Below are 25,169 nucleotides of genomic sequence, written 5' to 3'. Positions count from 1 at the left end.
TCGCGCAAAGCCCCTTCCGCAGCACACGGTGCAGCCAAGTCACCGCAGGCCGGGGCGGGAGGGGCCGAGTTTCCTCCTGAGCGACTCTGCTTGCAGCCGGAGCGAAAGGGGGAAATCTCGGCCCCTCCCGCCCCGGCCGGACAGGTCACACTACACCGTGTGCTGCGGCAGGTCCTGCAGGGCGATGACGTCCATGCCCATGTCGTTGGCGCTGCCGTGACCCTGCTGGTCCTCGCGCACGGCCTCGATGGCACTCACGTACGTGTTGGCCGCAGACATCGCCGTCACGCAGGTCACGCCACGACGGACGGCCTCGGTGCGTAGCAGGTAGCCATCGCCACGCGAGCCCGGGCCGTACGGCGTATTGATGATTACCGCAATCTTGCCATCGGCGATGAGGTCACCAATGTTGGGACGCTCGCCGTCGTGCGGGCCGCTGATCTTCTCCACGACCTCGCACGTCACGTTGCCGCCGCGCAGCACGCGCGCCGTACCCTCGGTGGAGCAGATATCAAAGCCCAGGTAGCGCAGGATACGAGCGACCGAAAGGATATGACGCTTGTCGCGGTCGCACACGCTGATGAACACCTTGCCGGCGCTCGGGTCGGGCAGCTTGTAGTCAATCGCCAGTTGTGTCTTGGCGTATGCCTCGGGATAGCTCTTGGCGATACCCATGACCTCGCCCGTCGACTTCATCTCGGGCCCCAGGATAACGTCAGCGCCCGGGAAACGGCCCCAGGGCATAACGGCTTCCTTCATACAGAACCAATCGAGCTGACGCTCGTCGCTCGGCAGACCCAGGCTGGCGATAGAATCGCCCGCCATGATACGCGCCGCGCACTTGGCCAGCGGCACGCCGGTTGCCTTGGAGATGAACGGCACGGTGCGGCTCGCGCGCGGGTTTGCCTCGATCACGTAGACGGTCTCGCCCTTGATGGCGTACTGCACGTTGACCAGGCCGCGTACGCCCAGCGCCATCGCGATGCGGCGCGTGGTCTCGCGAAGCTTTGCCTGCAGGCTCTCGCTAAAGCTGAACGGCGGGATGCAGGTCGCGGAGTCGCCAGAGTGGATACCGGCCTCCTCGATATGCTCCAGAATGCCGCCAATGTAGACCTCTTCGCCATCGCACAGGGCGTCGACATCAGACTCGATCGCACCCTCCAGGAAGCGGTCCAGGTACACCGGGTAGTCGGGGCTAATGCGCGCGGCCTCGGCCATGTAATCGCGCAGGTGCTCGGCATCGTAGGCGATCATCATGCCGCGGCCGCCCAGCACGTAGCTCGGACGTACCAGCAGCGGGTAGCCAATGTGCGCGGCCACGGCCTCGGCCTCCTCAAACGAGGTGGCCTGGCCCGCCGGCGGGTACATGATGCCCAGCTTGTCGAGCAGGGCGGCAAAACGCTCGCGATCCTCGGCAAAGTCGATGGCATCGGGCTTGGTACCCATGATGTTCACGCCGCTCTCCTCGAGCATGCGCGCCAGCTTAAGCGGGGTCTGGCCGCCGAGCGTCACCACGACGCCGTCGGGGCGCTCAACATCGATGACGTCCATGACATCCTCGTAGGTGAGCGGCTCAAAGTAAAGGCGGTCGGACGTGTCGTAGTCGGTCGAGACGGTCTCGGGATTGCAGTTGACCATGATGGTCTCAAAGCCGCGGGCCGCCAGCGCGTAGCTCGCGTGCACGCAGCAGTAATCGAACTCGATACCCTGGCCAATACGGTTGGGGCCGGCACCCAGAATCATCGCCTTGGGCCTATCTGCCGGCATGGTCTCGTCGGGGGCCACGCACTTTTTGGCGACTGGGCTCGTGCGGTAGATGTTCTCGTAGGTCTTGTAATGGTACTCCGTGGCGCTCGAGAACTCCGCAGCGCAGGTATCGACCGTCTTCATGCTGGGAACCACGCCCAGGCCCTTGCGATAGGCGCGCACAAAGCGCTCGTCCGAGCTGGTCAGCGCGGCGATCTCGGCGTCGCTCGTGCCGTACTGCTTGAGCAGGCGCATCGCGTCGGCGTCGATATCCTCCACACGCAGGCCACGGATGCTCTCCTGGACCTGCACCATGTCGTTGATACGGTTGAGGTACCACGGATCGATACCGCAGATGGCATGGATGCGGGCAATGCCCCAGCCACGGCGCAGGGCCTCGACCACAAAGAAGATGCGATGCTCGGTCGGGGTTGCCACGGCCTGAGCAAGCTCGTCGTCGCTCATCTTATCGGCACCCTCTTTGCCACCGGCGCAAATGCCCTGGTGGCCATCCTCCAGCGAGCGCATAGCCTTGCCAAAGGCCTCCTCAAAGGTGCGACCGATCGCCATAATCTCGCCCACGGCCTTCATGCGCGTGGTGAGTGTGGGGTCGGTACCCTTGAACTTCTCGAAGGCAAAGCGCGGCACCTTGACCACACAGTAGTCGATTGTGGGCTCAAAGCAGGCGGGCGTAGCCTTGGTGATGTCGTTGACGATCTCGTCGAGCGTGTAGCCCACAGCCAGGCGCGCGGCGGCCTTGGCGATGGGGAAACCCGTGGCCTTGGAAGCGAGGGCGGACGAGCGGCTCACGCGCGGGTTCATCTCGATGACGATCAGGCGGCCGGTGTTGGGGTTCACGGCAAACTGCACGTTGGAGCCACCGGTCTCGACGCCGATCTTCTCCAGAATGGCGAGCGAGGCCACGCGCATGCGCTGATACTCAAGGTCGGAGAGCGTCTGCGCCGGCGCCACGGTGATGGAGTCGCCGGTATGCACGCCCATGGGGTCGAGGTTCTCGATGGAGCACACGATGATGCCGTTGCCGGCGTGATCACGCATGACCTCCATCTCATACTCTTTCCAGCCCTCGATGGACTCCTCGACCAGCACCTCGTGGGCAGGCGAGAGCTCCAAGCCCTGGCTCACGATGGAGACGAGCTCCTCGTGGGTGTGAGCGATGCCGCCGCCGGCGCCGCCGAGGGTAAAGCTCGGGCGCAGTACGCAGGGATAACCCACGCGCTCGGCGATAGTCTCGGCGTCGGCCACGCTGTAGGCATAGCCCGAGCGCGCGACCTCCAGGCCAATCTCGGCCATGGCCTCGTTAAAGAGCTTGCGGTCCTCGCCGCGCTCGATAGCGGCCAGGTCGCAGCCGATCATCTCGACGCCGTACTTGTCGAGCGTACCGTCCTTTGCCAGCTCGACGGCGGCGTTCAGACCGGTCTGGCCGCCCAGCGTGGGCAGCAGCGCGTCCGGGCGCTCTTTCTTGATTACGCGCTCGATAAATTCGGCGGTGATGGGCTCGACATAGGTGCGGTCGGCAAGACCCGGGTCGGTCATGATGGTCGCCGGGTTGGAGTTGACCAGGATGACCTCAAAGCCATCCTCCTTGAGCACCTTGCAGGCCTGGGCGCCGGAGTAGTCAAACTCACAGGCCTGGCCAATGACAATGGGGCCCGAACCAATAACGAGGATGCGCTTGATGTCAGTACGTTTCGGCATGTTTAAAACCTCCTAGAGAGGCTGACTCAATGTTTTGGAAAAGTCAGCGAGGGTGCAGCTGGTGCATCAGGTTGCCGTGATGCGAGGGCGCGCTGGGCTTATGCCCGCGCGTCCGAAGCAGAGCGGCAAGATGATGTGCCAGATGCAGCCGCAGCGTCGACCGGTCCGCCGTTCGGTAGAACGGCGGAACCATCGTCGGCAAAGTTCCAGCCGGCAAGGCGGTCCTTCGCGGTGTCGATGTCCAGGTAGTTCTCCTCGCCGTCCATGAGTCGCGTAAAGGCGGTAAAGAGATAGTGGGCATCGGTGGGGCCAGGCGAGGCCTCGGGGTGGTACTGGACCGAGAAGCACGGTGCGTCGAGCAGCTGGATGCCCTCGGCGGTGCCGTCGTTGAGGTTCACATGTGTCAGGCGAATGCGACCAAAGCGCTCGTTCACCACGACCGGCGCGATTCCGCGGCGCACCCAGACGCGCAGATCTCCATCGGCCGCATGCTCGGTCTCGCCGCCGGAAAGCTCGGGGACAAGCTTGCCCAAGCTGGGGAACAGCAGGCCAAAGCCATGGTTTTGCGCGGTGATCTCCACACGGCGGCTTACCAGGTTCATAACCGGCTGGTTGCCACCGCGGTGACCGAACTTAAGCTTTTCCATCTGGGCGCCGCAGGCCAGGCTGATCATCTGGTGACCAAGACAAATACCAAAGACCGGCACCTTGCCGATCAGCTGCTGCACCTGCTCGTAGGTCTCCACCACGGCGTCGGGGTCGCCGGGGCCATTGGACAAAAAGACACCGTCGGGATTCATGTCGAGCACCTCACTCGCGGGCGTATCCCACGGCACGACGGTAAGGTCGCAGCCGGCGCGGACCAGCCCCTCCAGAATACCGCGCTTCACACCGCAGTCGTAGGCGACCACCTTGTGACAGGCAGGAGCGGCAGCCGCAAGTGCAAAGTCATGCGTGGCAGGCAGGTCGACGGCGGCAAAGGCGTGGGGCTCAGGGCAGCTCACGGTCTTGACCAGGTTCTCGCCTACCAGCGTGGGCGCTGCGGCCAGACGCTCGGCAAGCTCGTCGACGTCGAAGATCTCGGTCGAGATAATGCCCATCTTGGAACCATTATCGCGCAGATGGCGCACCAGGGCGCGGGTATCGACACCCTCGATAGCGACGATGCCGTGAGCGCGCAGGTACTCCGGCACGCTGACGGCCGAGCGCCAGTTAGAAGGCGTGGCGCACATGTCGCGAACGATCATGCCGCGCATGGCCGGAGCGCTCGCAGGGCGCACGGCGTCGCCGGGGAAGGCCGACTGGACGTCGGCCTCGTCGATACCGTAGTTGCCGATCTGCGGATAGGTCATGGTTACGATTTGGCCGGCATAACTCGGGTCGGTCATGACCTCAAAGTAGCCCTCGAGCGAGGTGTTGAAGCAGACTTCGCCGGTCTCGGTGCCCTCGGCGCCGCATGCACGTCCATAAAAAATGGTCCCATCCTCAAGATACAGAATGCAGGGACCGCAGGTGCCCTTGCTGGTTTTGGCCAGCATACGCTGGCAAAGCTCGCTGGGCGCGAAGGTGCGGGCGGCAGCGCCCGCGGTATGGTTGTTCGCCATAATTCTCCTTCCCGGTCTCACAGGACCGGCTTAAAGGTGTGTAGTTAGGCCTCGCGGTATTGTAACCGCAAGCATGCCTCATGGCGTTAATTTCATCGAAATGTTTACGAAATGATAATTATGACTTTCTATGCATAATGATTTTTCTGGGACGGGGATTAAAAAATCATCCCGCGCGGGCTTGTGGCTCACGCGGGATGATGGCGTCTTATTATTTCTTGTCCTGATCCAGCAGTTCGGACGGTGTGCGATCGGGCTTGCCGCCGCGGAAAATCTCGCGGCCATGCAGACGATGCTCCAGATCGCGCTCGGCCTTTTCCTCGTCAATCTTGGTCTGGCTCACCACCGGGTCCTCAATCAACGACGACACCGAGTTCACCTGCTTCTGAATGCGCTCGGCGATGGTGTCATCCATACTCACGATGCGCATCTTCCAGTCGATACTCGTGGCGTTGGATGAGCTCTTGGTCCACACGAACGTCAAAATGGCGCTCTGGTGGCCGCGCGCGGGGAACATGCCAAAGAAGGAATCGTGCTGAATGTTGCTATCCTCGTCGATATAGGCGTGAACGTTATACACCACGCGGTCGATCTTGTCGTTGAGCAACGCGTTGGTCGCAAGCGCCGCGGCCTGAATCTGCCCGTTGGACAACAGCTCGAGCTCGTTGGCAGAAGACGTGTCCAACACCGTCACCTCGACCGTGCCCGTGCGTTCATCGGCTTCATCGACGGTAAAGTCGAGCGGGAACTGCGTAAAGCCGTTGCCCCATTCAAGTCCACCCTTGAGCGCGGTCGAGACGGTATCGACCGAAACGCTCTCGGACAGGTTGGCGGTATTCAGACGGCGCATCACGCCGTAGCCGATCTGCATGCCCACGATCAGCACCAAAATACCGATGACCACGGCCATCGCGGTCTTCGTAATGGTATGGCTCACCTGCGAGCCCGAAGGATCGTCCTCGGACAGCGGGTCGATATGTTTTGCCTGGCTCGCGCGGTCCTCACTGCGCAGCTGCGCTAGCGCCGCTTTGTCACCGCGCTTGGCCGCAGCCTCCTTCTCACGCATGCGCTCGGTACGCTTTTTGGCGAGCGTGGGATCCAAGACGCCGGATGCATCGATTTCGGAGAATAACTCCGTCACTTCTTCCGGAGTCAAAGGGTTCTTGTCAGCCATAAACTTCCTGTCATATCAATCAGTCGAGCTCGTGCGCACGCGCACCTTCGAACTGCATTCGATAGTAACGGGCATAGGTGCCGCCACGGGCGAGAAGCTCCTCGTGCGTGCCACGCTCCACAACGCGACCATGCTCAACGGTCGCAATCTCATCGGCATGCTTAATGGTCGAAAGACGGTGGGCGATAATAATCGTGGTGCGGCCGCGTGCCAGCTCTTCGAGTGACTCCTGCACCGCCTCCTCGCTCTCGTTATCCAAAGCACTCGTCGCCTCGTCCAAAATCAGGATCTTGGGGTTCTTGAGAAACACGCGCGCGATGGCAACGCGCTGCTTCTGTCCGCCCGAAAGACGGCTGCCGCGCTCGCCCACCACGGTGTCGTAGCCCTGCGGAAGCGACTCGATAAAGGCATCGATGTTGGCGCGACGGGCGGCCTCGGCGATCTCTTCTGCCGTAGCGCCCGGCTTGCCGTAGGCGATGTTCTCGCCAATCGTACCGTCAAACAGATAGACATCCTGCTGCACCAGGCCGATGGCGCGGCGCAGGCTCTGCTGCGTCACATCGCGCACGTCCTGACCGTCGATGCTAATGGATCCGGTAGCCACGTCATAAAAGCGCGGCAGCAGCGAACAGGTCGTGGACTTGCCGCCACCCGAGGGGCCAACCAACGCGATGGTCTGCCCGGGCTTGATAGACAGGTCCATGTGGTCGATAACAGGACGCTCGTCGGCATCGCCCTCGCCCAGCTCAACATCCTCGTAGTTAAAGCACACGTCGTGATACTCCACGGCGCCGGCAGTCACCTGCAGATCCGTAGCGCCCGGCTTGTCCTGGATATCCGGCGCCGTCGAGAGCACCTCGTCCATACGCTTAAAGCCGGCGATAGCCTTCTGATACGTTTCGGCCGAATTGACGAGCGTCTCAAGCGGCGTGCAGAACAGCGAAATATAGAGTGCGAAGGTCGCCATATCGACCGCCTGTAGCTGTCCCTGGGCGACCAGCCATCCGCCCAGCAGCACTACGATCACATAGAGCACACCCGAGAGCAGGCCATACGTCGCGGTATAGACGCCCATGGCGTGATACATGTTCTCCTTGGACAAAAGGTAGCGGTCGTTAGAGGCACGGAACTTGGCACGCTCGGTCTCCTCGTTGGCAAAGCTCTTGACCACGCGCATGCCCGCCAGAGAATCCTGCAGCTGTGCATTAATGCCGCTGATCTTCTTGCGGTTGTCGCTAAAGACCTCGCGCATGCGCATGTTCTGCCAAAACATGACGACCGCAAACGCCGCCGTCACCACGGCCATGGCAAGCGCCAGCACCGGAGCGATGGTAAAGAGGATCACAAACGAGCCGATAATCTCGATACCGCAGATGATGATCCACTCGGGTACGTGATGCGCCGCCTCGCAGATATCGAACAGGTCGTTGACCACGCGGCTCATCATGTCGCCCGAGCTGTTGCGGTCGAAGTACGCAAAGCTAAAGCGCTCGTACTGGTCAAACAGGTCCTCGCGCATCTTGGACTCCATACGCGCGCCCATCACGTGACCCCAATAGCTCACAAAATAGCGGCAGGCGCAGCGGACGGCATACATCAGCACCAAGCCCACCGCGATCATGCCGAGCGCCTGCATAATGGCAGCCTGACTCTGAGTAAACAGCCCACCGGTCAAATTGCGCAGGATAATGGGGAACGCCAGGTCAATGGCAGCAAGCACCAGAGCACAAACAGTATCAGCAACAAAAAGCCCCATCTGGGGCTCGTAATACGAAAGAAACCTCTTAAACATGCAGTCCTCGAAGAGAAATAAATAGCGTGATAAATCCGGTTGAGCCGGTCGGGCTGAAAACAAAGCGTCCCAACAAACATAACGCCGATGTTCTAGCAACGTCAGCGAAAACGTCCCTAAGCGAGCAAGGTGCCTTGAAAGAGGAGCGACGCGTACTTCGGTACGCGAGCGACGATTGAAAGGCAGATTGCCGCTTAGGGGCGTTTGCAGCGTCGACTCGTTACGCGGTTTGGTAAAACCGCGTAACCTAGAGCTCCGTGCCCCCAAGGCGGTGCGCGATGCTATCGCAGGCCAAGGCGCCCACGACGGTCTTGGCGTCTTCGATCTTGCCGTCGAGCACGGCGTCAATCAGCTCGTGCAGCGGCACCAGGTCCACGTTGACAAACTCGTCATCATCGGGGTTGGGTGCATCGAACTCGAGCTTGGTGGCCAGGTAGATGTGAATGATCTCGTCACAGAAGCCGCAGGACGTGACAATCGACGTCAAAAAGCGAATGCGACCAGCCCTAAAGCCCGTCTCCTCATGCAGTTCGCGCTTGGCGCAATCGAGCGGGTCCTCGCCTGGATCGAGCTTGCCGGCGGGAATCTCGACCGTCACGCGGTCGATGGCGGTGCGGTACTGACGCACCAGTACGATCTTGCCGCTCTCGGTCAGTGCCACAACAGCCGCCGCACCCGGATGGCGAACGATATCGCGGGCGCTGCGGCGACCGTTGGGCAGCTCAACCTCAAGACGGTGGACGTCGAGGATCTTGCCCTTCCAGGCGCACTCCTCCGAAAGAATCTTCTCGTGCAGCTCGGCATCGTGCGGGTCGTCATCGCCCAGCACCAGCGCCGGCTCGTCAGCGACCTCGCCACCAGGCTCGCCCTCGGCGTGCCCATACACGCGGCTGTCCTCTTCGACGATCTGCGCGTCCACGAGCTCTTCGTTCTTCTCGTCCATCCGTCTCATTCCTCTCGGATTTTAGGCATCCCAGGCGTCGCGGCCGCGCAGCGCGCGCAGGCCGATGTCGTGACGCAGGGTCTTGCCCTCAAAATCAATCTTCTCGCAGGCCTCGTAGGCAAGGTTGCGAGCGCTCTCGAACGTGTCGCCCAGAGCGGTCACGGCAAGCACGCGGCCACCATTGGTCACGAGCTGACCGTCCACCATGGCAGTGCCCGCGTGGTACACGGTCACGTTCTCCATGGCCTCGGCATCGGCGATACCGGTGATGACCTTGCCCTTCTCGTAGCTGCCGGGATAGCCCGCGCTCGTCAGGACAACGGCCACGGCCCACTCGTCACGCCAATCGAGTTCAATCTGATCGAGCTCGCAGTTGGCACAAGCCAGCATGACCTCGACCAGGTCGTTCTTAAGGCGCGGAAGCACAACCTGCGTCTCGGGGTCGCCAAAGCGGGCATTGAACTCCAGCACCTTGGGGCCGGCAGGCGTGAGCATAAAGCCGCCGTACAGGCAGCCGCGGTAGTCGATGCCCTCGGCAGCAAGCTCGGCCACGGTCTGCTCCATGACCGCCACCATGGTGGCGTGCTCCTCGTCAGTCACGATGGGCACCGGGCTGTAGACGCCCATGCCGCCGGTGTTGGGGCCCTTGTCGCCCTCGAGCGCGCGCTTGTGGTCCTGCGAGGTGGCCATGGGGCGCACGGTCTTGCCGTCGGTAAAGGCCAGCAGCGAGCACTCAGGGCCAACGAGCATCTCCTCGATAACCACGGTGTTGCCGGCATCGCCAAAGGTGCCGCCAAAGCACTCGCGCACGGCTTCCTCGGCCTGCTCAAGTTCGGTCGCCACGATAACGCCCTTGCCCGCGGCAAGGCCGTCAGCCTTGACGACCAGCGGAGCGCCTTGCTCGCGTACGTAGGCGAGAGCCGAAGCCTCGTCGGTAAACGAGCCGTAGGCTGCCGTCGGAATGCCCGCACGCTCCATGAGCTGCTTGGAGAACAGCTTGGAGCCCTCCATCTGGGCGCCCTCGGCACCCGGGCCAAAGCAGGGAATACCCGCCGCGCGCACGGCGTCGGCCACGCCCGCCACGAGCGGAGCCTCGGGGCCAATTACCACGAGTCCGCATCCGTGGCTCTGCGCAAACGCCGCCACGGCCGCAGGATCGCAGTCGTCGAGAACAACGTTCTCGCCGCAGCTCGCGGTGCCGCCGTTACCCGGCGCAATGTAGAGCTTGCCGGCGCGCGGTGATGCTGCGAGCTTAGCTGCCAAAGCATGCTCACGGCCGCCGCTGCCCAACAACAGGATGTCGATGGTTTGAGTGTCCGCCTTCAAGGGTGCCTCCTCTATGGATGAACGGCTCGCTCCGCGCGAGCCCTTTGCAAGCAAATATACCCCTCGGCCGCCCGTCCGGGCTGCAAAGGGGTATATCGCAATAACCAAATAGTCCCGATTACTTCCAGAATCGGTTGATGATCTGCTCGCGACCAGCGCCAACGCCAATGAACGTCACGCGGGTGTGTGCCAGATCTTCGATAAACGCCACGTAGTCCTGAGCCTCCTGCGGCAGCTCCTCAAAGCTGCGGCAACCGGTGATGTCGCACTTCCAGCCAGGGAGCTCCTCGTAGATGGGCTTGGCATGCTCAAAGCGCACCTGATGTTCGGGCACGCTGGTGTAACGCTCGCCATCGACGTCGTAGGCCACGCACACTTTGATGGTGTCGAAGACCGAAAGCACGTCGAGCTTAGTCACGGCGATGTCGGTGAGGCCGTTGACGCGCGAGGCATAGTTGGCGATAGGGCCGTCAAACCAGCCGCAACGACGACGGCGACCGGTGGTCACGCCGTACTCATAGCCCTCCTCGGTCAGCGTGTGGCCGGCCTCGGACTCATAGGAAAGCTCGGTGGGCATGGGGCCCGAACCGACGCGGGTGATGTAGGCCTTCATGACGCCCAGCACGCGGTCGACGTTCTTCATGCCCACGCCGGAACCGGTGATGGCGCCGCCGGCGGTGCAGTTGGAAGACGTCACGTACGGATAGGTGCCGTGGTCGATGTCGAGCAGCGTCGCCTGGGCGCCCTCAAACAGCAGGTCCTTGCCCTCATCAATCATGTTGTTGAGCAGCAGGCTCGTCTCGGTGATGTAGGGACGCAGGCGCTCGGCCATCGGCAGGTACTCGTCGCAAATCTGGTCCACGGTGTAGGTGGGCAGGTTGTAGATGAGCTCGAGCTCGGGGTTCACGCGGGCGAGAGCGGTCTCCAGCTTGTCGCGGAACAGCGTCTCGTCCAGCATGTCCTGCATGCGCAGACCAATGCGGGCCATCTTGTCCTGATAGCACGGACCGATACCGCGCTTGGTGGTACCGATGTTCTTCTTGCCGAGCTTCTGCTCAAAGGCGCCATCCAGATCGATGTGGTACGGCATGATGACATGCGCGTTGCCGCTAATCTTGAGGTTCTTGGTGGTGATGCCGTCGGCCTCGAACATATCGATCTCCTCAAGGACAACCTTGGGGTTGACGACGCAGCCGTTACCGATCACCGACACGTGGTCGGAATACATGATGCCGGAGGGCACCTGGTGCAGGCCGTACTTCTTGCCGTTGACGACGATGGTGTGACCGGCGTTGTTGCCGCCCGAGTAGCGCACGACGGCATCGAAGTCGCCGGCGACCAGGTCGCAAATCTTACCCTTGCCCTCATCGCCCCACTGGGCACCGACCAAAACGGTTGACGGCATGTTTACTCCTTACATTCATGGACTGTCTGCGCGCCACGCCGGCACGCAGAAGCACAAAACATTCCCAGTATACCCGTGCAACGGGCGCCTGTCCTACTCCTCGGCATGTACCCCATCAAGCTCATAGAACTTGGTGGATGCCGGCAGGAACATCAGGTCGACGTCGCCGATCGGGCCCGAACGGTTCTTGGCCACGACGATACGCGTAACGCCCTCGTCGGGTCGATCGTCGCGCGAGGCTTCGGCCTCGTCGGCGGAGCGGTCCAAGAACATAACGATATCGGCGTCCTGTTCGATGGAGCCCGATTCACGAAGGTCGGAAAGCTGTGGGCGCTTGCCGGTACGGGATTCGACCTGACGCGAGAGCTGTGACAGCGCGATGAGCGGGATCTTGAGCTCCTTGGCCATGATCTTCAAACCACGCGACATCTCCGAGACCTCGACGGTACGGCTCTCGGAGCGGCGTCCCGGCGGAGGACTCACCAGCTGCAGGTAGTCCAAAATGATGATTGCCTTCTCCTTGTTATGGAGCATACGGCGGCTCTTGGCGCGAATCTCGGTCACTGTGGTGCCGGGCGTATCGTCAATCAGAATATCGAGCTTGGACAAGGTCTGCGTGGCCTCGTTGATATTGGCCCACTGCTCGGGGCTAATGCGGCCCATGCGGAAGTCACTGATCGAGATCATGGCGTAGGCGCAAATCAGACGCTGGGCAATTTCCTTGCCCGACATCTCCAGCGAGAAGAAGCCGACGGTATAACCAGCAGCGGCAGCGTTGAGCGCCAGGTTCAGAGCGAACGACGTCTTACCTACAGCAGGACGGGCGCCGATGATGATGAGCTGGCCCTCGCGAAAACCCATGAGCATGCGGTCGAGTGACGGAAAGCCCGTGGGCACGCCCGCAGCCTGGCCACCGGCCTGGCACACTTCCTCGGCCTCGTTATAGGCCTCGACCATAAACTCGGTCAACGTCTTGTAGCTCGACTTGACCTCGCGCGCCGTAACCTTGAGCAGCTTGCTCTCGGCCAGCTCGACAACCTCTTTGGTGTCGGTGGGGGCGTTATATGCCAGCGCGTTGATCTCGTTAGTGGCGCCGATCAGCTCGCGCAGCATCGAGTCGCGGCGAACGATGGCGGCATGGTGCTGCCAGTTGACGAGCGACAGGGTCTGACCCATCAACTCCAAAATGTACGCCTCGCCGCCCACGGTATCGAGCTTGTTGATGCTGCGCAGGTAATCGATCAGCGAGATGGAGTCGATGGGAATGCGGCTGTTGTACATATCGACCATCGCAGTATAGATGGTCTTATGAATGGGCCGGTAGAAGTCATCGGGCTGCAGCTCGACCTGGGCCTCTTCGACCACCTCGGGCGATAGCAGCATAGCGGCCAGTACATTGGCCTCTGCATCTTGGTTTTGGGGAAGACCCAACTTTGAGCCGCGGTCCTCGACCGTCAGCCCGATCTCCCTATCGTCATATGCCATGAGCATCCTCATTCATATCGCTTGCAAGCATCCATAGTATCAGCCACGGTCCCAAAACGCGCCGCGCGCGGCCAATCATCACCGAACCAAACGGATGAACGGTCCTGTATATAGGACTTCGACGCAACGTTCACCATGACACTCACTCAGCGCAAAAAACAAAAGGGCGCCCTGGTTTCCCAGAGCGCCCTTCTTAGAACAAGATTGTTGCGTTGCAGCAAATGCTACTCGGCAGCAGCCTCAGTCTCGACCTCGGCGGTCTCGGCCTCGGCGACCTCAGCGGCCTCCTCGACCTCAGCCTCGGCAGCGAGCTCCTCGGCGGTAACGCCGACGAGAACGACAACCTCGGCCTTGATCTCGCGGTACAGCGAGATGGCAACGGTGTGGGCACCGGCAACCTTGATGGGCTTACCGAGCTCGACGCGCTTGCGGTCGATGTCCATACCGAGCTGAGCCTTGATGGCATCAGCGATCATAGCGGCGGTAACGGAGCCAAAGAGGATGCCCTCGTCGCCGACCTTGACGTCAACGGTGACCGTCTTGCCCTCGAAGGCAGCCTTGGTCTCGTTGGCGGTAGCCAGACGGACGGCCTCGCGCTTGGCGATGTTGTTGCGACGCTCGTCAAGCTGCTTGAGGTTGCCCTTGGTGGCGGCAACAGCGAGCTTCTTGGGGAACAGGAAGTTCTCAGCGTAACCCTGAGCGACCTCTACGACGTCACCCTCGCCGCCCTTGCCCTTGATCTCATCGAGAAGAATAACCTTCATGATGCGTCTCCCTTCTTAGCCGCGGTCGCGGTTGCCACGAGAGGAAACCACGGGGACGGTGTACGGCAGGAGAGCCATCTCGCGGGCGCGCTTGATGGCGTTGGCGATGTCATGCTGATGCTGCGTGCAAGCGCCAGTGACGCGACGGGGCTTGATCTTGCCACGGTCGGTCATGTACTTACGGAGAAGCTGAGTGTCCTTATAGTCGATGAACTCAGTATTCTCCTTGCAGAACTGGCAGTACTTACGACGCGGCTGACGTGCAGAAAAATCATTAGCCATGTCAAAATACCTTTCATTTGGCAACTTCGGCGAACCGAAGCCGCCTCTCACTCAAAAATAGGTGAACAACCCTTAGAACGGGATGTCCTCATCGTAGACGTCGACCGCGGGCGGCGTAGCCACCGGCGCGGCAGGACGTGCTGCAGGCGCGGGAGCTGCGGGGGCGTAACCGCCCTGGTCGTAGCCACCCTGGCCACCACGGGAGCTCATAAACTCGATCTCATCGACGATGACCTCAAGTTTGCTCCGGCGCTGGCCGTCGCGCTCCCAAGAGCTGTAGCGCAGCTTGCCCTCGATCGCGACCTTGTTTCCTTTTGCCAGGAAACGGCTCACGGCCTCGGCGCGGGTGCCGAACATGGTGCAGTCGACAAAGTTGGGATAGTCCTCCCACTCGCCAGTCTGCGCGTTGCGGCGACGATCGTTCACGGCGACGCCAAAGGACAGAACCTGGGTTCCGCCGGCTGTGGCGCGCAGCTCGGGATCGCGGGTGAGGTTACCGGTGATGTTCACTCGATTGATGCTCATAACTCACTACTTCCTCTTGGGGCACAAGCCCAGTCCAAAACGACAGTCTTACTCCTGGTCGTCGCGACGGACGATCATGTGGCGGACCACAGCGTCGGTGATGCGCAGGACGCGATCAAGCTCGGCGATCTGGGTAGGATCTGCGTGGAAGTTGATGAGGGTGTAGTCACCATCGGTGAGGTCGTTGATCTCGTAGGCGAGCTTGCGCTTGCCCCACTCGTCAACGGAGTCGACCTTGCCAGCGCCCTCAGCGATCGTGGTATCGATACGCTTCATAACAGCGAGACGAGTCTCGGGGTCGAGCGACGGGTCAACAAAGAACAGCAGTTCATAAGCCTTCATATTGTCACCTCCTCTGGGCAAATGTGGCTTCAGGTCGTGAAGGTGCGCCTGAAGCAGGAAAAGACTTGGTAATAATATCTTTCAACCTCCTAGGCTGCAAGAATATGCAGCTACAACCTCATGACCTCCACATATGCCCATACTCGCACGACGTTTCATGCGCATTCCAACCAAATGCTGACCAAAAGCTTGACGGATCTGTGGACAAGATACGGTGCCGTGAGGACAAGCTGAGCCAAGTCGCAGGTCAACGGGCGCATGGTTGTGGTCACAAAATGCATACCAGTGGCCCACAGCACCACCCAAAGATTTTTAAATTCATTGCCAAATCGCTTATAAATACCCCTTTTGAACAATTGAGTTGATCAACCACGCTGGTCGGAAGCCGTTTTTTGGCACCTCAAACCCACTGCAACGCCAAGCGCGGCAAAGCGTTTTAAAAAATGCCAACTTTTCTGTTTGCACTTTGCGATTCCTCGTGTATACTGACTTTCGCATTTAACGGAGAGTTGTCCGAGTGGCCGAAGGAGCACGATTGGAAATCGTGTAGGCGTCAAAAGCGTCTCCAGGGTTCAAATCCCTGACTCTCCGCCAGTTAATTCCAAAGCAGGCCTTCGAGCCTGCTTTGTTTTTACCCCACGCGGAGGGGTGGCAGAGTGGTTGAATGCGGCGGTCTCGAAAACCGTTTGGCCTGTATAAGGTCACGAGGGTTCGAATCCCTCCTCCTCCGCCATTTAGATTGAGAAAGCTCCCAACAACGGGAGCTTTTTTTCTTTTGAGTCCCTTACAAGCAAATACGGCGGAGGAGGGATTCGAACCCGCCAGGGCGCGGAGCGTAAAGAAAACGCGCCCGTGGCGCGTTTTTAGCGCAGCGCGGTCGGCGCAAGCCGACCGGATAAATTTTGAGCTCCGCTCAAAATTTGGACATCCCTCCTATTCAGCCACGCCCCCATCGCGTTCAACATCAACCCAGACCCCCAAACATGTACGTCACCCTCCAAAACCGACATTTTTTGACATCTTTGGAGGCTGATGTACACGTTTGGTGCCTACGCCCGCATCCAGTCCCGACCGTTTACCGAGCAATAGGGTCGCCAGGCCCGCCAACCATGTACTATGTACGGGCATTGTCTAAACCAGCAACCCAAAGGACCCCATCTTGCCCCTCGTCGCCGCTATGACCGTTACCTCACACGCCACGGATGCCATGGTCGCCATCCCGTTTTGGCTCGAAATGTTCGCCGTCGTCGCGGCTTCAATCTCGGGCGTGTTGGTCGCGCGCGAGCACAAGCTTGACCTGGTGGGCGCGGTCGCGCTCGCGGTGGTCTGCGGTCTGGGCGGAGGTCTCTTGCGCGACATGACGCTGCAGGTGGGCAACGTCTACATCCTCAACCAGCCGATGGCACTCCCGCTTTCCATTGCCACGGCGGCCATCATCTATATTTTCCCGGCAATCGTTGACAAACCCGAAAAACTCATTCCCCTGCTCGACATCATCTCGGTCGGCATCTACGCCGCCACTGGAGCAGACAAGGCGCTGGTCTACGGCTTTGCGCCGGCGGTGTGCATCATGATGGGCTTTTTCACCGCGGTGGGCGGCGGCATGTTGCGCGACGGCTTTATGGGCGTGGTTCCGGGCATTTTCCAACGTACTAACTTTTATGCCATCGCCGCCATCGCCGGATCGACAAGCTACGTGTGTCTCGTTATGAGCGGCATCATGAGCAATGTCGCCGCGCTGGTCGTATGCGTTGTCGTGACCATGGGTCTGCGCTGGCTCTCGCTGCGCTTTGACATCAAAAGCCCCACCGAAGAAGACATCGCACGCTTCTTGCACCGTAAAAAGTAGACAGCACGGCAAGACCCTTCGAAATGCAACCGAGAGGTTCTTTTAGAGTGCCCACGCGTTGGGTACCCTGTTAGATATATGCCGAACACCTAACAAAAGGATCAACCATGACTTTCAATCAAACCGCGGCGACGACGTCACACAAAATGCGTCGCTGCCTGCTTATGGCATTCGCGCTCATCGCACTGGCGATCACTGCGCTTCCCACGGCGTCGTTCGCCGGCACGGACACCGCAGGCAACGTACTTGCGACCGACAATGACGCCAATCCGTCCGGCGTCGAGGGTGACCTGTACTGGGCCGGTCAGGCCCTCAACTTGGACGATGCTTCCATCGACCACGATATCATCGCTGCGGGCGATACCCTCTCAATTCGCGACTGCACGGTGGGCGGCGCCGTTCGTCTTGCGGCGCGCACTATCGATATCGCCAAGACCACGGTTGATGGCAGCGTCACGGTCGTCGGTCAGCACGTTGTGCTCAACGCCGACAGCACCGCCAACTGTTTTTACGCGATAGGCGAGACGGTTGCCCTGCGCGGCTTTACCAAGTCGGCAGCGCTTGCGGGCAACACGGTGACCATCGATGGCACCGTCGAGGGCGATGTCGAGGTTTGGGCCGACAAGCTCATCCTGGGCAAGAACGCCCACATCACCGGCACCGTGAACGCGCACGTCTCCGAGGACCCCGAGCGTGCCGCGGGAGCCGAGGTCGGCGCGCTCAAGATCGACCGCACCGAGAACGAGGATACTTCCACCGTTAACGATGTCATCGGCGGTACCGTCGCCGCGGCACTCTCGACCTGCTTTGTCGCTCTGCTGCTCGAGCTCGTCTTTCCGCGCGCGACTGCCAGCGCCGCCGGCATGCTCCACCAGCGCCCCATGCCCCTGTGGGTGAGCGGTCTTCTGAGCACGATTGCTATCGTCCCCGCCGTCCTACTGCTGATTATCTCTATCGCTGGTCTGTCGCTTGCCGGAGCCCTCTTGTGCGGTGTTATTGGTATCGCACTGGTGTCGAGCGCCTTTGCGGGGTGCGCGATCGCGCGCATGGTCGGAAACAGCCAGAACCGCTACGCCATGGCGGCTGTGGGCGGCGTGATCGCAGGCGCCCTCACGGGGCTTCCCCTCGTAGGCGACTTCATCAGCGGCGTGGCCCTCGTCTTTACACTCGGCTACATCATCCAAATCATCTGGCGCAACGCCCACCTCAAACCGCAGCAGCCAGCTAACACGCCAGGACTCCCCACCGCTTAGCCGCCAACCACCATAAAGGGGCCAGGCACCTTTGTGGTGGTGCAGACCAGCTCAGTCCCTGTGCACAAAAAGGGCGCCGACCATTGCGGTCGACGCCCTTTCTTGTTAGACGCTATAAAGCCCAGCGCTTATTTGTTGACCTGACCGGCGCGGACGGCGGCCTTTTTGCGGTCGGTAGCATTGAGCAGACGCTTGCGCAGGCGGATGTTCTTGGGAGTAATCTCGACCAGCTCGTCGTCGGCGATGTACTCCAGCGCTTCCTCCAGCGAGAAGGTGCGGGGCGGCACCAGCTGGACGGAGATATCGGAGGTCGAGGAACGCTGGTTGCCCAGGTTCTTGGTACGGGCGATGTTGACGACCATGTCGCCAGCCTTGCTGCGCTCGCCCACGATCATGCCCTCATAGCACTCGGTACCCGGCTCAACAAACAGCTGGCCGCGCTCCTGCAGCGTGCCCAGAGCGTAGGCAACGGCCTTCTCGGTGGTCATGGAGATCATGGCGCCGTTCTGACGGTTGCCGATCTCGCCGGCGTAGGGACCGTACTCCAGGAAGGTGTGGTAGAACACGCCCTCGCCGTGGGTGACGTTCATGATGCGGTTCTTAAGACCCATGATGCCGCGGGTCGGGATCTTAAACTCGAGGTGCGTCACGATGCCCGAGGTATCCATGCTCGTCATGATGCCGCCGGAGGTGCCGAAGACCTCAACGACCTTGCCTGAGTACTCGTCCGGGCACTCAACGACGGCCTGCTCGACAGGCTCCATCTTGTTGCCGTTCTCGTCCTTCTTAAACAGAACGCGGGGACGGCCGACCTGGAACTCAAAGCCCTCGCGGCGCATGGACTCCATCAGAACGGACAGGTGCAGAATGCCGCGGCCCGAGACCTCGACGCCGCTCTTGTCCTCGAGCTCCTCGATCTTCATGGTCACGTTGTTCTCGGCCTCGTTGAACAGGCGTTCCTTGAGCTGACGGGCGCCCACGATGTCGCCGTCGCGACCGACGAGCGGAGAGGTCGAAGCCTCAAAGACGATGGACAGGGTCGGCGGGTCGATCTCGATGGGCTCGAGCTCGACGGGGTTCTCGGGGTCGGTGTAGACATCGCCGATATCGGTGCGATCGATGCCCACGACGGCGGCGATGTCACCGGCGCCGACTTCCTGGCACTCGGTGCGGCCCAGGTAGTCGAAGGTAAAGAGCTGTTTGACGGTAGCGGTGGCGCTGGAACCGTCATTCTTGACAACCAGGATCTGGTCGCCCTGGTGGATGGTGCCGGAGTACACGCGACCGATGCCGATACGGCCAACGAAGTTGGAGTGGTCGATGGTCACGCACTGCATGGCCAGCGGGGCGTTCTCGTCAACCTCGGGCGCGGGCATGTCGTCGATGATCATATCGAGCAGCGGATACATGTCCATGTTGCCGTCGTTGGGGTCAAGGCGGGCAAAGCCATTCATGGCGCTGGCGTAGACCACGTGCTCCATGGCGAACTCAAGCTGGTCGTCGGTGGCGCCCAGGTCGGCCATAAGGTCGAGGCAGTCGTTGTAGGCCTTCTCGGGGTTAGCACCCGGACGGTCGATCTTGTTGATGACGATCATGATCTTAAGGCCGGTGTCGATAGCGTGACGCAGCACGAAGCGGGTCTGGGGCATGGGGCCCTCAAAAGCGTCAACCAGCAGCAGGGCGCCGTCAGCCATACGCAGCACGCGCTCGACCTCGCCGCCAAAGTCGGCGTGGCCCGGGGTGTCGATGACGTTGATCTTGACGTCCTTGTACTCGATAGAGATGTTCTTGGCGAGAATCGTAATGCCGCGCTCACGCTCCTGGTCGTTAGAATCCAGGACGCGGTCCTCGACCTGCTGGTTGGCACGGAAGGCGTCCGTGGCACGCAGGAGCTTGTCGACCATCGTCGTCTTGCCGTGGTCGACGTGAGCGATGATGGCGATGTTCCTCAGATTGTCTACGCGCATGTAGTTCCCCTATCTTCTATCTATATACAACCGGCACGCGTATGCGACCCGCCCAGCAATGCAACGCTCAGCGGGAATATTGAGCCTTTTACCGAAAACTCGTTTATTTTAGCGATTTTAGATGAGAGGGGTTTCCTCACCTGCAGGTTCAGGGTCGCTCCACATAAAACCATCGCCGGCGCCCATGCCCTCATACAGCACATATGCCGAAAAACCGCTCTCGAGTGTGGTTTCGAAGAAGCTCACGAGCAGAGCATCGTGATAGCCGCCGTCAATCTCGACGCAGCCGGTGTAGCCGATGGCATAGCGGGCGATACGGCCCAGGCCCTCGTCCTTAAGACCCATCTTGTGCTCGGAGATAAAGTTGGTGGCCGCCTCGAGGCACGCCTCTTCGCCATCCTCATCGAGCGCCGCCAGATAACGGTTGGAAGCGGCGTCCTCAATTGCCACGACCACGCCAGGGTTTTCACCGGCGGCAAGGTCGTCCAAGAACGCGCCGATCAGATCGCACACCATGGCGTCGAGCTCGGCGGAGACGTTACCGGCGTCCTGCATATCCTGTGCCATCTTTAGACCTTCCCATCGAGTCTGGCGTCGTTACAGTTCTTGTGCCTCGGCGGCGATCCTGGCGGCAGCGTCGCGGGCGCGCATCATATCCATCGCGCGCTTGTCGAGCACCTTGATCTGACTGGTCAGCATGACCGCATCGACCATGCCCCAGATCACGAGGCCCGTAGAGATCGAAAACCCAAGCGCACCAACTGTACCACGAAGGCGCGAGCAGATTGCCGCGACAAGGGCGGAGACGACAACCATCTTGATAAACGAGCCGCGGCGCTCGCGAAGTGTGCGGGCCTGCGTCACATAGGCAATGCGAGCCGCCTCAGAAGCCTCCGAGCGCATCTGGGCCTCGCGGGCGATCGCAGCCGCCTCGGCAGAAACTCCGGCGCTCATGAGAGCGCACTCCGTCGCGTGTTTGTCGAACATTTAGAAATCATCAGGGGAGAGCGTATGGACGAACTCGTCGAACTTCTCGAACTCCCGCTCGTCGTCAACTTCCTCGGCATGGGCAGAAACGGTGCCCAGGCGATTCATGATGTCGTCCTCCACAAACATGGGGGCATTGCTGCGCACGGCAAGGGCAATGGCATCACTGGGACGCGCATCGATCTTATGCTCGTTGCCATCGGCCAACACGACAACCGTCGCGTAAAACACGGGCGGCTCGGCGCGAACGATTTCGATGCGTTCGAGCTTGGCACCCAGGGCGCCAACAGTATCGAGCAACAGGTCATGGGTAATCGGGCGCTCGGCGCGGCCGCTATCGATGCCGCGGCTGATGGCAGCGGCTTCAAACGAACCAGTTTGAATGGAAAGGGAACGCAGTGGCGCGGGCGAGTCCGATTTGCTGCAGCGCTCGCGAAGCACGATAAGCGATGGCACGGGACCGGCGGCCATGACGATGGTCTCTATGTCGACACGAACCATGGAACACCTCCGGTACGTAGCGGTTAACACGCGGCAAGGTCGCCGCATTGAATAGCTATACTACCCAATCTTTCGCACAGCACACAAAACCAAAATGAGATTTATCGCAGACAAGAAAAAAGCCCCGAGGCAACGCCCCAGGGCTCTTCACAGTTTTGATGGTGGACCTGACAAGATTCGAACTTGTGACCTCCCGGTTATCAGCCGGACGCTCTAACCAACTGAGCTACAGGTCCATCATGGTGGAGGTTAGGGGGATCGAACCCCTGACCTCAGGCTTGCAAAGCCCGCGCTCTCCCAGCTGAGCTAAACCCCCACGGAGACAGTAATAAACACCCCAGCGGCGACTCGGCTCTCGCTGGGGTGTTTATTGCGAAAGAAAGTGGTGGACCTGACAAGATTCGAACTTGTGACCTCCCGGTTATCAGCCGGACGCTCTAACCAACTGAGCTACAGGTCCATCGCGCAAGGGATATATTAGACGAGTCGTTACGCGCGCGTCAACAACTTTTTTTGAAAATCTTTGAAGGGTGTTCGCCCCGGTCGCACGGCGGCATGTGAAGTCGCCTGCTCGGACAGTCCTGACTCGCACAGAGAGCACATTAAGTGCTCTCAGGCTCGTGCGGAACTCGCGATCGACTTCACATGCCGCCGTGCGACCGGGGCGAACACGAGTCCCAAGGTTTTCAAAAAAGCGGTCGGCGCGCAGTGCGCCGACCGCCGATATATGGGGTCTGATATTTTCTACCAGTTAGGGCCTCTTACTCGTCTAGGAGATCTTCTGGCATGTCGTTGCCGTCGCCTAGATCGACAGGGGTTTCTTCGGAAGCAGAGCCGTTTTCTGTGGCTTCGCCTTCGGGCTTTTCCTTGGCTGCCGTCATGCGGGCGACAGCGCATACGCGGTCGTTGTCGTCGACGGTCATCATCTTGACGCCCTGGGTGGCGCGGCCGGTCTGGCTGATCTCGTCGGTCTTGACGCGAATGACCGTCGCGCCCTCCGTCACGATGAACAGCTCGTGCTGCGGGCCCACCGTCTTCATGGCCGCGAGGTTACCCTTACGCTCGGTCATTTGGATGGTGTAGACGCCCTGGCCGCCGCGATTCTGCTCTGGGTAGTCCGCGACCGGCGTGCGCTTGCCGTAGCCGCGCTCGGTGATGACGAACAGATCACCGTTGCCGTTAGTGACCTCCATGCCCAGAACGCTCACGCCGTCCTTCATACCGATACCGCGAACGCCGCTGGTATCGCGGCCGGTGGCGCGCACCTGCTCCTCGGAGAACATGATCGCCTTGCCCGCAGTGGTGGCCAGGATAATCTTGTCACCCTCGCGCACGCGGCGTACGTTCAGCAGCGCGTCATCGTCACGCAGGTTGATAGCGATCAGGCCATCACGGCGGCTACGGTCATATGCGCTCATCACGGTCTTCTTGACCATGCCACTCTTGGTGGCAAACATCAGGTACTCGTCGGCCGGGAACTCGCGGCAACTGATGACGCTCGCGATCTTCTCGCCCTCCTCAAAGGGCAGCAGGTTGACGATCGCGGTACCGCGCGCCTGGCGCGTACCCACCGGCAGCTCGTGCACCTTCAGGCGATAGACCTTGCCCTTGCTCGAGAAGAACAGCACGTACTCATGCGTGGACGCGATGAACATCTCGTCGATGACGTCATCCTCTTTGAGGTTGACGCCCGACACGCCCTTGCCACCGCGCTTCTGGGCACGGTAGGCAGCCACCGGGATACGCTTAACGTAGCCGGTATGGGTGATGGTCACGACCATATCCTCGTCGGCGATGAGGTCCTCGACATCCAGGTCCTTCTCAACCTGGCTGATCTCGGTGCGGCGCTTGTCGCCGAACTTCTTGGAGATCTCGCGCATCTCTTCCTTGATGACGCCCAGGATCTTCTCCTCATGCGCCAGTAGGTCCTCGTAGTAGGCGATGGCGCGGCGCAAGCCGTCCAGCTCTTCCTGAATCTTGTCGCGCTCCAGGCCGGTCAGGCGGCGCAGCTTCATCTCGAGGATGGCCGTGGTCTGCTCGGGCGTAAAACCAAAGCGCTCGATCAGGCGGCTGCTGGCCTCGGAGTCGGTCTGCGAGGAGCGGATGATGCTAATGACCTCGTCGATATGGTCAAGGGCCATCAGGTAGCCCTCGAGGATATGGGCACGCGCCTGGGCCTTCTTAAGGTCGAAGCGGGTACGGCGGGTGACGACGTCGACCTGGTGATCGATGTAGTGCTGCAGCATCTCGCGCAGGCTCAGGCATTTGGGAACGCCGTTGACGAGCGCCAGGTTGTTGGCGCCAAAGGTCGTCTGCAGCGAGGTGTACTTATACAGGTTGTTGAGCACGACCTGCGGAATGACGCCCTTCTTGAGCTCGATGACCAGACGGATGCCCTTCTGGTTGGACTCATCGCGCATATCCGAGATGCCCTCGATGCGCTTGTCGTTGACGAGCTGGGCGATCTTCTCCTGCAGGGTGCCCTTGTTGACCATGTAGGGAATCTCAGTAAAGACCAGGCGGCTGCGGCCGGTCTTGGTGGACTCCACATGTGCCTTGGCACGCACGGTAATGGAGCCGCGGCCGGTCTCGTAGCTCTGCTTAATGCCAGCGCTGCCCATGATGATGGCGCCGGTGGGGAAGTCCGGACCGGGCATGATCTGCATGAGCTCGTCGACGGTGGCGTCGGGGTTGTCGATCAGGTAGCAGGTGGCCTCGATCGCCTCGGTGAGGTTATGCGGAGCGATGTTGGTGGCCATGCCGACGGCGATGCCTTGGCTGCCGTTGACCAGCAGGTTGGGGAAGCGCGCAGGCAGCGCCACGGGCTCGGCGAGCGATTCGTCGTAGTTGGGCTGCCAGTCGACGGTATCCTTCTGCAAGTCACGCAACAGTTCCATGGCGGGCTTTGCCAGGCGGCTCTCGGTGTAACGCATGGCAGCGGCGCCGTCGCCGTCGATGTTGCCGAAGTTGCCGTGACCGTCGATGAGCGGCGTGCGCATGGAGAACCACTGCGCCAGGCGGACCATGGCCTCATAGACCGCGGAGTCGCCATGCGGGTGGTACTTACCGATAACTTCGCCGACCGTCCAGGCCGACTTCTTATGTGGGCGGTTGGGGTAGATGCCGCTCTCGTTCATCGCGTACAGGATGCGGCGGTGCACCGGCTTTAAGCCGTCGCGCACGTCCGGCAGGGCACGCGCCGTGATAACCGACATCGAATACTCGATGAACGACTGCTTCATCTCGCGGCCAAACTCCGAAATCTGGAGCTGGCCGCCGTTGATATCCTCGCCGGCCGAGGCGCCACGGTCGACTTCGCCAAAGCTCTCCTCGAGCTCGGCGTCGTCTTCTTCCTCATCATCATCGGCATCGGGGTTATAGGCGTCCGGGTCGCCGTCCTCGCCCTGCTCAGCACGGGCAAGCAGGCGCTTCAGATCATCGGGCATACCGGCATCGCCGGCCTCGCCCATACCCTCGTTATTGTTGATATCGTCTGCCACGTTAC

The 25,169-nt window shown here is 60.8% G+C and carries 19 protein-coding genes and 5 tRNA genes; 4 read left to right on the top strand and 20 right to left on the bottom strand.

All coding sequences use genetic code 11. The annotated features are described in order from the left end of the window. Positions 1-150: 150 nt before the first annotated feature. From carB to rpsF, 12 genes are all read right to left on the bottom strand, one after another. On the bottom strand, positions 151-3,465 hold the full coding sequence (gene carB / locus AAAX75_RS02665) for a carbamoyl-phosphate synthase large subunit (RefSeq protein WP_349091000.1): 3,315 nt from the start codon (positions 3,463-3,465) through the stop codon (positions 151-153). A 98-nt stretch (positions 3,466-3,563) separates the two neighbouring features. Then, positions 3,564-5,069: a glutamine-hydrolyzing carbamoyl-phosphate synthase small subunit gene (carA, locus tag AAAX75_RS02660; protein ID WP_349090999.1), complete on the bottom strand. Its 1,506-nt coding sequence runs from the start codon at positions 5,067-5,069 to the stop codon at positions 3,564-3,566. Between the two features lie 211 nt (positions 5,070-5,280). After that, positions 5,281-6,243, bottom strand: a complete 963-nt coding sequence (locus AAAX75_RS02655) for a hypothetical protein (protein WP_349074444.1) — start codon at positions 6,241-6,243, stop codon at positions 5,281-5,283. A gap of 19 nt (positions 6,244-6,262) precedes the next feature. Next, entirely contained in the window at positions 6,263-8,035 is a 1,773-nt protein-coding gene (locus AAAX75_RS02650) for an ABC transporter ATP-binding protein (RefSeq protein WP_349090998.1), read from the bottom strand. Positions 8,036-8,282: 247 nt separating this feature from the next. Further along, the gene (locus AAAX75_RS02645; RefSeq protein WP_195568396.1) at positions 8,283-8,978 is read right to left on the bottom strand and encodes an NUDIX hydrolase; all 696 of its coding nucleotides are present in this window, start codon (positions 8,976-8,978) and stop codon (positions 8,283-8,285) included. A gap of 21 nt (positions 8,979-8,999) precedes the next feature. Continuing rightward, positions 9,000-10,304, bottom strand: a complete 1,305-nt coding sequence (purD, locus tag AAAX75_RS02640) for a phosphoribosylamine--glycine ligase (protein WP_349090997.1) — start codon at positions 10,302-10,304, stop codon at positions 9,000-9,002. Positions 10,305-10,422: 118 nt separating this feature from the next. Beyond that, entirely contained in the window at positions 10,423-11,709 is a 1,287-nt protein-coding gene (locus AAAX75_RS02635) for an adenylosuccinate synthase (RefSeq protein WP_349090996.1), read from the bottom strand. A 93-nt stretch (positions 11,710-11,802) separates the two neighbouring features. Further along, the gene (gene dnaB, locus AAAX75_RS02630) at positions 11,803-13,200 is read right to left on the bottom strand and encodes a replicative DNA helicase (protein ID WP_349091083.1); all 1,398 of its coding nucleotides are present in this window, start codon (positions 13,198-13,200) and stop codon (positions 11,803-11,805) included. Positions 13,201-13,418: 218 nt separating this feature from the next. After that, a complete protein-coding gene (rplI, locus tag AAAX75_RS02625) occupies positions 13,419-13,958 on the bottom strand; it encodes a 50S ribosomal protein L9 (RefSeq protein WP_022094073.1) in 540 nt (179 codons plus the stop codon). Between the two features lie 15 nt (positions 13,959-13,973). Next, on the bottom strand, positions 13,974-14,240 hold the full coding sequence (gene rpsR, locus AAAX75_RS02620; protein WP_006235829.1) for a 30S ribosomal protein S18: 267 nt from the start codon (positions 14,238-14,240) through the stop codon (positions 13,974-13,976). Between the two features lie 72 nt (positions 14,241-14,312). Then, positions 14,313-14,765, bottom strand: a complete 453-nt coding sequence (gene ssb, locus AAAX75_RS02615; RefSeq protein ID WP_006235830.1) for a single-stranded DNA-binding protein — start codon at positions 14,763-14,765, stop codon at positions 14,313-14,315. 48 nt (positions 14,766-14,813) lie between these two features. Then, positions 14,814-15,107, bottom strand: coding sequence for a 30S ribosomal protein S6 (gene rpsF / locus AAAX75_RS02610; protein ID WP_006235831.1), 294 nt, complete (start codon positions 15,105-15,107; stop codon positions 14,814-14,816). Positions 15,108-15,610: 503 nt separating this feature from the next. Here rpsF and AAAX75_RS02605 point away from each other — a divergent pair. The 4 genes from AAAX75_RS02605 to AAAX75_RS02590 all read left to right on the top strand — a co-directional run bounded on the left by AAAX75_RS02605 (position 15,611) and on the right by AAAX75_RS02590 (position 18,209). Beyond that, positions 15,611-15,701 (top strand) — tRNA-Ser (locus AAAX75_RS02605). Between the two features lie 48 nt (positions 15,702-15,749). Beyond that, positions 15,750-15,840, top strand: a tRNA-Ser gene (locus tag AAAX75_RS02600). A 426-nt stretch (positions 15,841-16,266) separates the two neighbouring features. Beyond that, entirely contained in the window at positions 16,267-16,956 is a 690-nt protein-coding gene (locus tag AAAX75_RS02595) for a TRIC cation channel family protein (RefSeq protein WP_349090995.1), read from the top strand. Between the two features lie 107 nt (positions 16,957-17,063). Further along, positions 17,064-18,209 (top strand): polymer-forming cytoskeletal protein, encoded by a 1,146-nt coding sequence (locus AAAX75_RS02590; protein ID WP_349090994.1) that lies wholly within the window; start codon positions 17,064-17,066, stop codon positions 18,207-18,209. Between the two features lie 128 nt (positions 18,210-18,337). Here the strand turns inward: AAAX75_RS02590 and typA are convergent, their stop codons facing one another. The 8 genes from typA to gyrA form a co-directional block, all read right to left on the bottom strand. Further along, positions 18,338-20,176, bottom strand: coding sequence for a translational GTPase TypA (typA, locus tag AAAX75_RS02585; RefSeq protein WP_006235837.1), 1,839 nt, complete (start codon positions 20,174-20,176; stop codon positions 18,338-18,340). Between the two features lie 117 nt (positions 20,177-20,293). Then, entirely contained in the window at positions 20,294-20,743 is a 450-nt protein-coding gene (locus tag AAAX75_RS02580) for a hypothetical protein (RefSeq protein ID WP_089572580.1), read from the bottom strand. A 30-nt stretch (positions 20,744-20,773) separates the two neighbouring features. Beyond that, positions 20,774-21,130, bottom strand: a complete 357-nt coding sequence (locus AAAX75_RS02575) for a hypothetical protein (protein WP_349090993.1) — start codon at positions 21,128-21,130, stop codon at positions 20,774-20,776. Between the two features lie 33 nt (positions 21,131-21,163). Next, positions 21,164-21,664 carry a bifunctional nuclease family protein gene (locus AAAX75_RS02570; protein ID WP_138374279.1) on the bottom strand — a complete coding sequence of 167 codons (501 nt, stop codon included), beginning with the start codon at positions 21,662-21,664 and terminating at the stop codon, positions 21,164-21,166. Between the two features lie 159 nt (positions 21,665-21,823). After that, positions 21,824-21,900 (bottom strand) — tRNA-Ile (locus tag AAAX75_RS02565). 4 nt (positions 21,901-21,904) lie between these two features. Further along, positions 21,905-21,980: transfer RNA gene (locus AAAX75_RS02560), tRNA-Ala, on the bottom strand. A 67-nt stretch (positions 21,981-22,047) separates the two neighbouring features. After that, positions 22,048-22,124: transfer RNA gene (locus tag AAAX75_RS02555), tRNA-Ile, on the bottom strand. Between the two features lie 301 nt (positions 22,125-22,425). Next, positions 22,426-25,134: a DNA gyrase subunit A gene (gyrA, locus tag AAAX75_RS02550; RefSeq protein WP_349091082.1), complete on the bottom strand. Its 2,709-nt coding sequence runs from the start codon at positions 25,132-25,134 to the stop codon at positions 22,426-22,428. Positions 25,135-25,169: the final 35 nt, after the last annotated feature.

The sequence above is a fragment of the Collinsella sp. CLA-ER-H7 genome, from assembly GCF_040092345.1.
Taxonomy (GTDB): Bacteria; Actinomycetota; Coriobacteriia; order Coriobacteriales; family Coriobacteriaceae; genus Collinsella.
The sequence above is the reverse complement of the archived record's forward strand: the minus strand, read 5'-3'. Positions and strand labels throughout refer to the sequence as shown.

Excerpts from the sequence above, each read along its gene's own strand:
- AAAX75_RS02580 (WP_089572580.1), bottom strand. The coding sequence starts at position 20,743 with ATGGCACAGGATATGCAGGACGCCGGTAACGTCTCCGCCGAGCTCGAC.
- rpsF (WP_006235831.1), bottom strand. The coding sequence starts at position 15,107 with ATGAAGGCTTATGAACTGCTGTTCTTTGTTGACCCGTCGCTCGACCCC.
- AAAX75_RS02645 (WP_195568396.1), bottom strand. The coding sequence starts at position 8,978 with ATGGACGAGAAGAACGAAGAGCTCGTGGACGCGCAGATCGTCGAAGAG.
- AAAX75_RS02635 (WP_349090996.1), bottom strand. The coding sequence starts at position 11,709 with ATGCCGTCAACCGTTTTGGTCGGTGCCCAGTGGGGCGATGAGGGCAAG.
- carA (WP_349090999.1), bottom strand. The coding sequence starts at position 5,069 with ATGGCGAACAACCATACCGCGGGCGCTGCCGCCCGCACCTTCGCGCCC.
- ssb (WP_006235830.1), bottom strand. The coding sequence starts at position 14,765 with ATGAGCATCAATCGAGTGAACATCACCGGTAACCTCACCCGCGATCCC.
- dnaB (WP_349091083.1), bottom strand. The coding sequence starts at position 13,200 with ATGCTCATGGCATATGACGATAGGGAGATCGGGCTGACGGTCGAGGAC.
- AAAX75_RS02590 (WP_349090994.1), top strand. The coding sequence starts at position 17,064 with ATGACTTTCAATCAAACCGCGGCGACGACGTCACACAAAATGCGTCGC.
- typA (WP_006235837.1), bottom strand. The coding sequence starts at position 20,176 with ATGCGCGTAGACAATCTGAGGAACATCGCCATCATCGCTCACGTCGAC.
- AAAX75_RS02655 (WP_349074444.1), bottom strand. The coding sequence starts at position 6,243 with ATGGCTGACAAGAACCCTTTGACTCCGGAAGAAGTGACGGAGTTATTC.
- rplI (WP_022094073.1), bottom strand. The coding sequence starts at position 13,958 with ATGAAGGTTATTCTTCTCGATGAGATCAAGGGCAAGGGCGGCGAGGGT.
- rpsR (WP_006235829.1), bottom strand. The coding sequence starts at position 14,240 with ATGGCTAATGATTTTTCTGCACGTCAGCCGCGTCGTAAGTACTGCCAG.
- gyrA (WP_349091082.1), bottom strand. The coding sequence starts at position 25,134 with ATGGGCGAGGCCGGCGATGCCGGTATGCCCGATGATCTGAAGCGCCTG.
- AAAX75_RS02575 (WP_349090993.1), bottom strand. The coding sequence starts at position 21,130 with ATGAGCGCCGGAGTTTCTGCCGAGGCGGCTGCGATCGCCCGCGAGGCC.
- AAAX75_RS02650 (WP_349090998.1), bottom strand. The coding sequence starts at position 8,035 with ATGTTTAAGAGGTTTCTTTCGTATTACGAGCCCCAGATGGGGCTTTTT.
- carB (WP_349091000.1), bottom strand. The coding sequence starts at position 3,465 with ATGCCGAAACGTACTGACATCAAGCGCATCCTCGTTATTGGTTCGGGC.
- AAAX75_RS02570 (WP_138374279.1), bottom strand. The coding sequence starts at position 21,664 with ATGGTTCGTGTCGACATAGAGACCATCGTCATGGCCGCCGGTCCCGTG.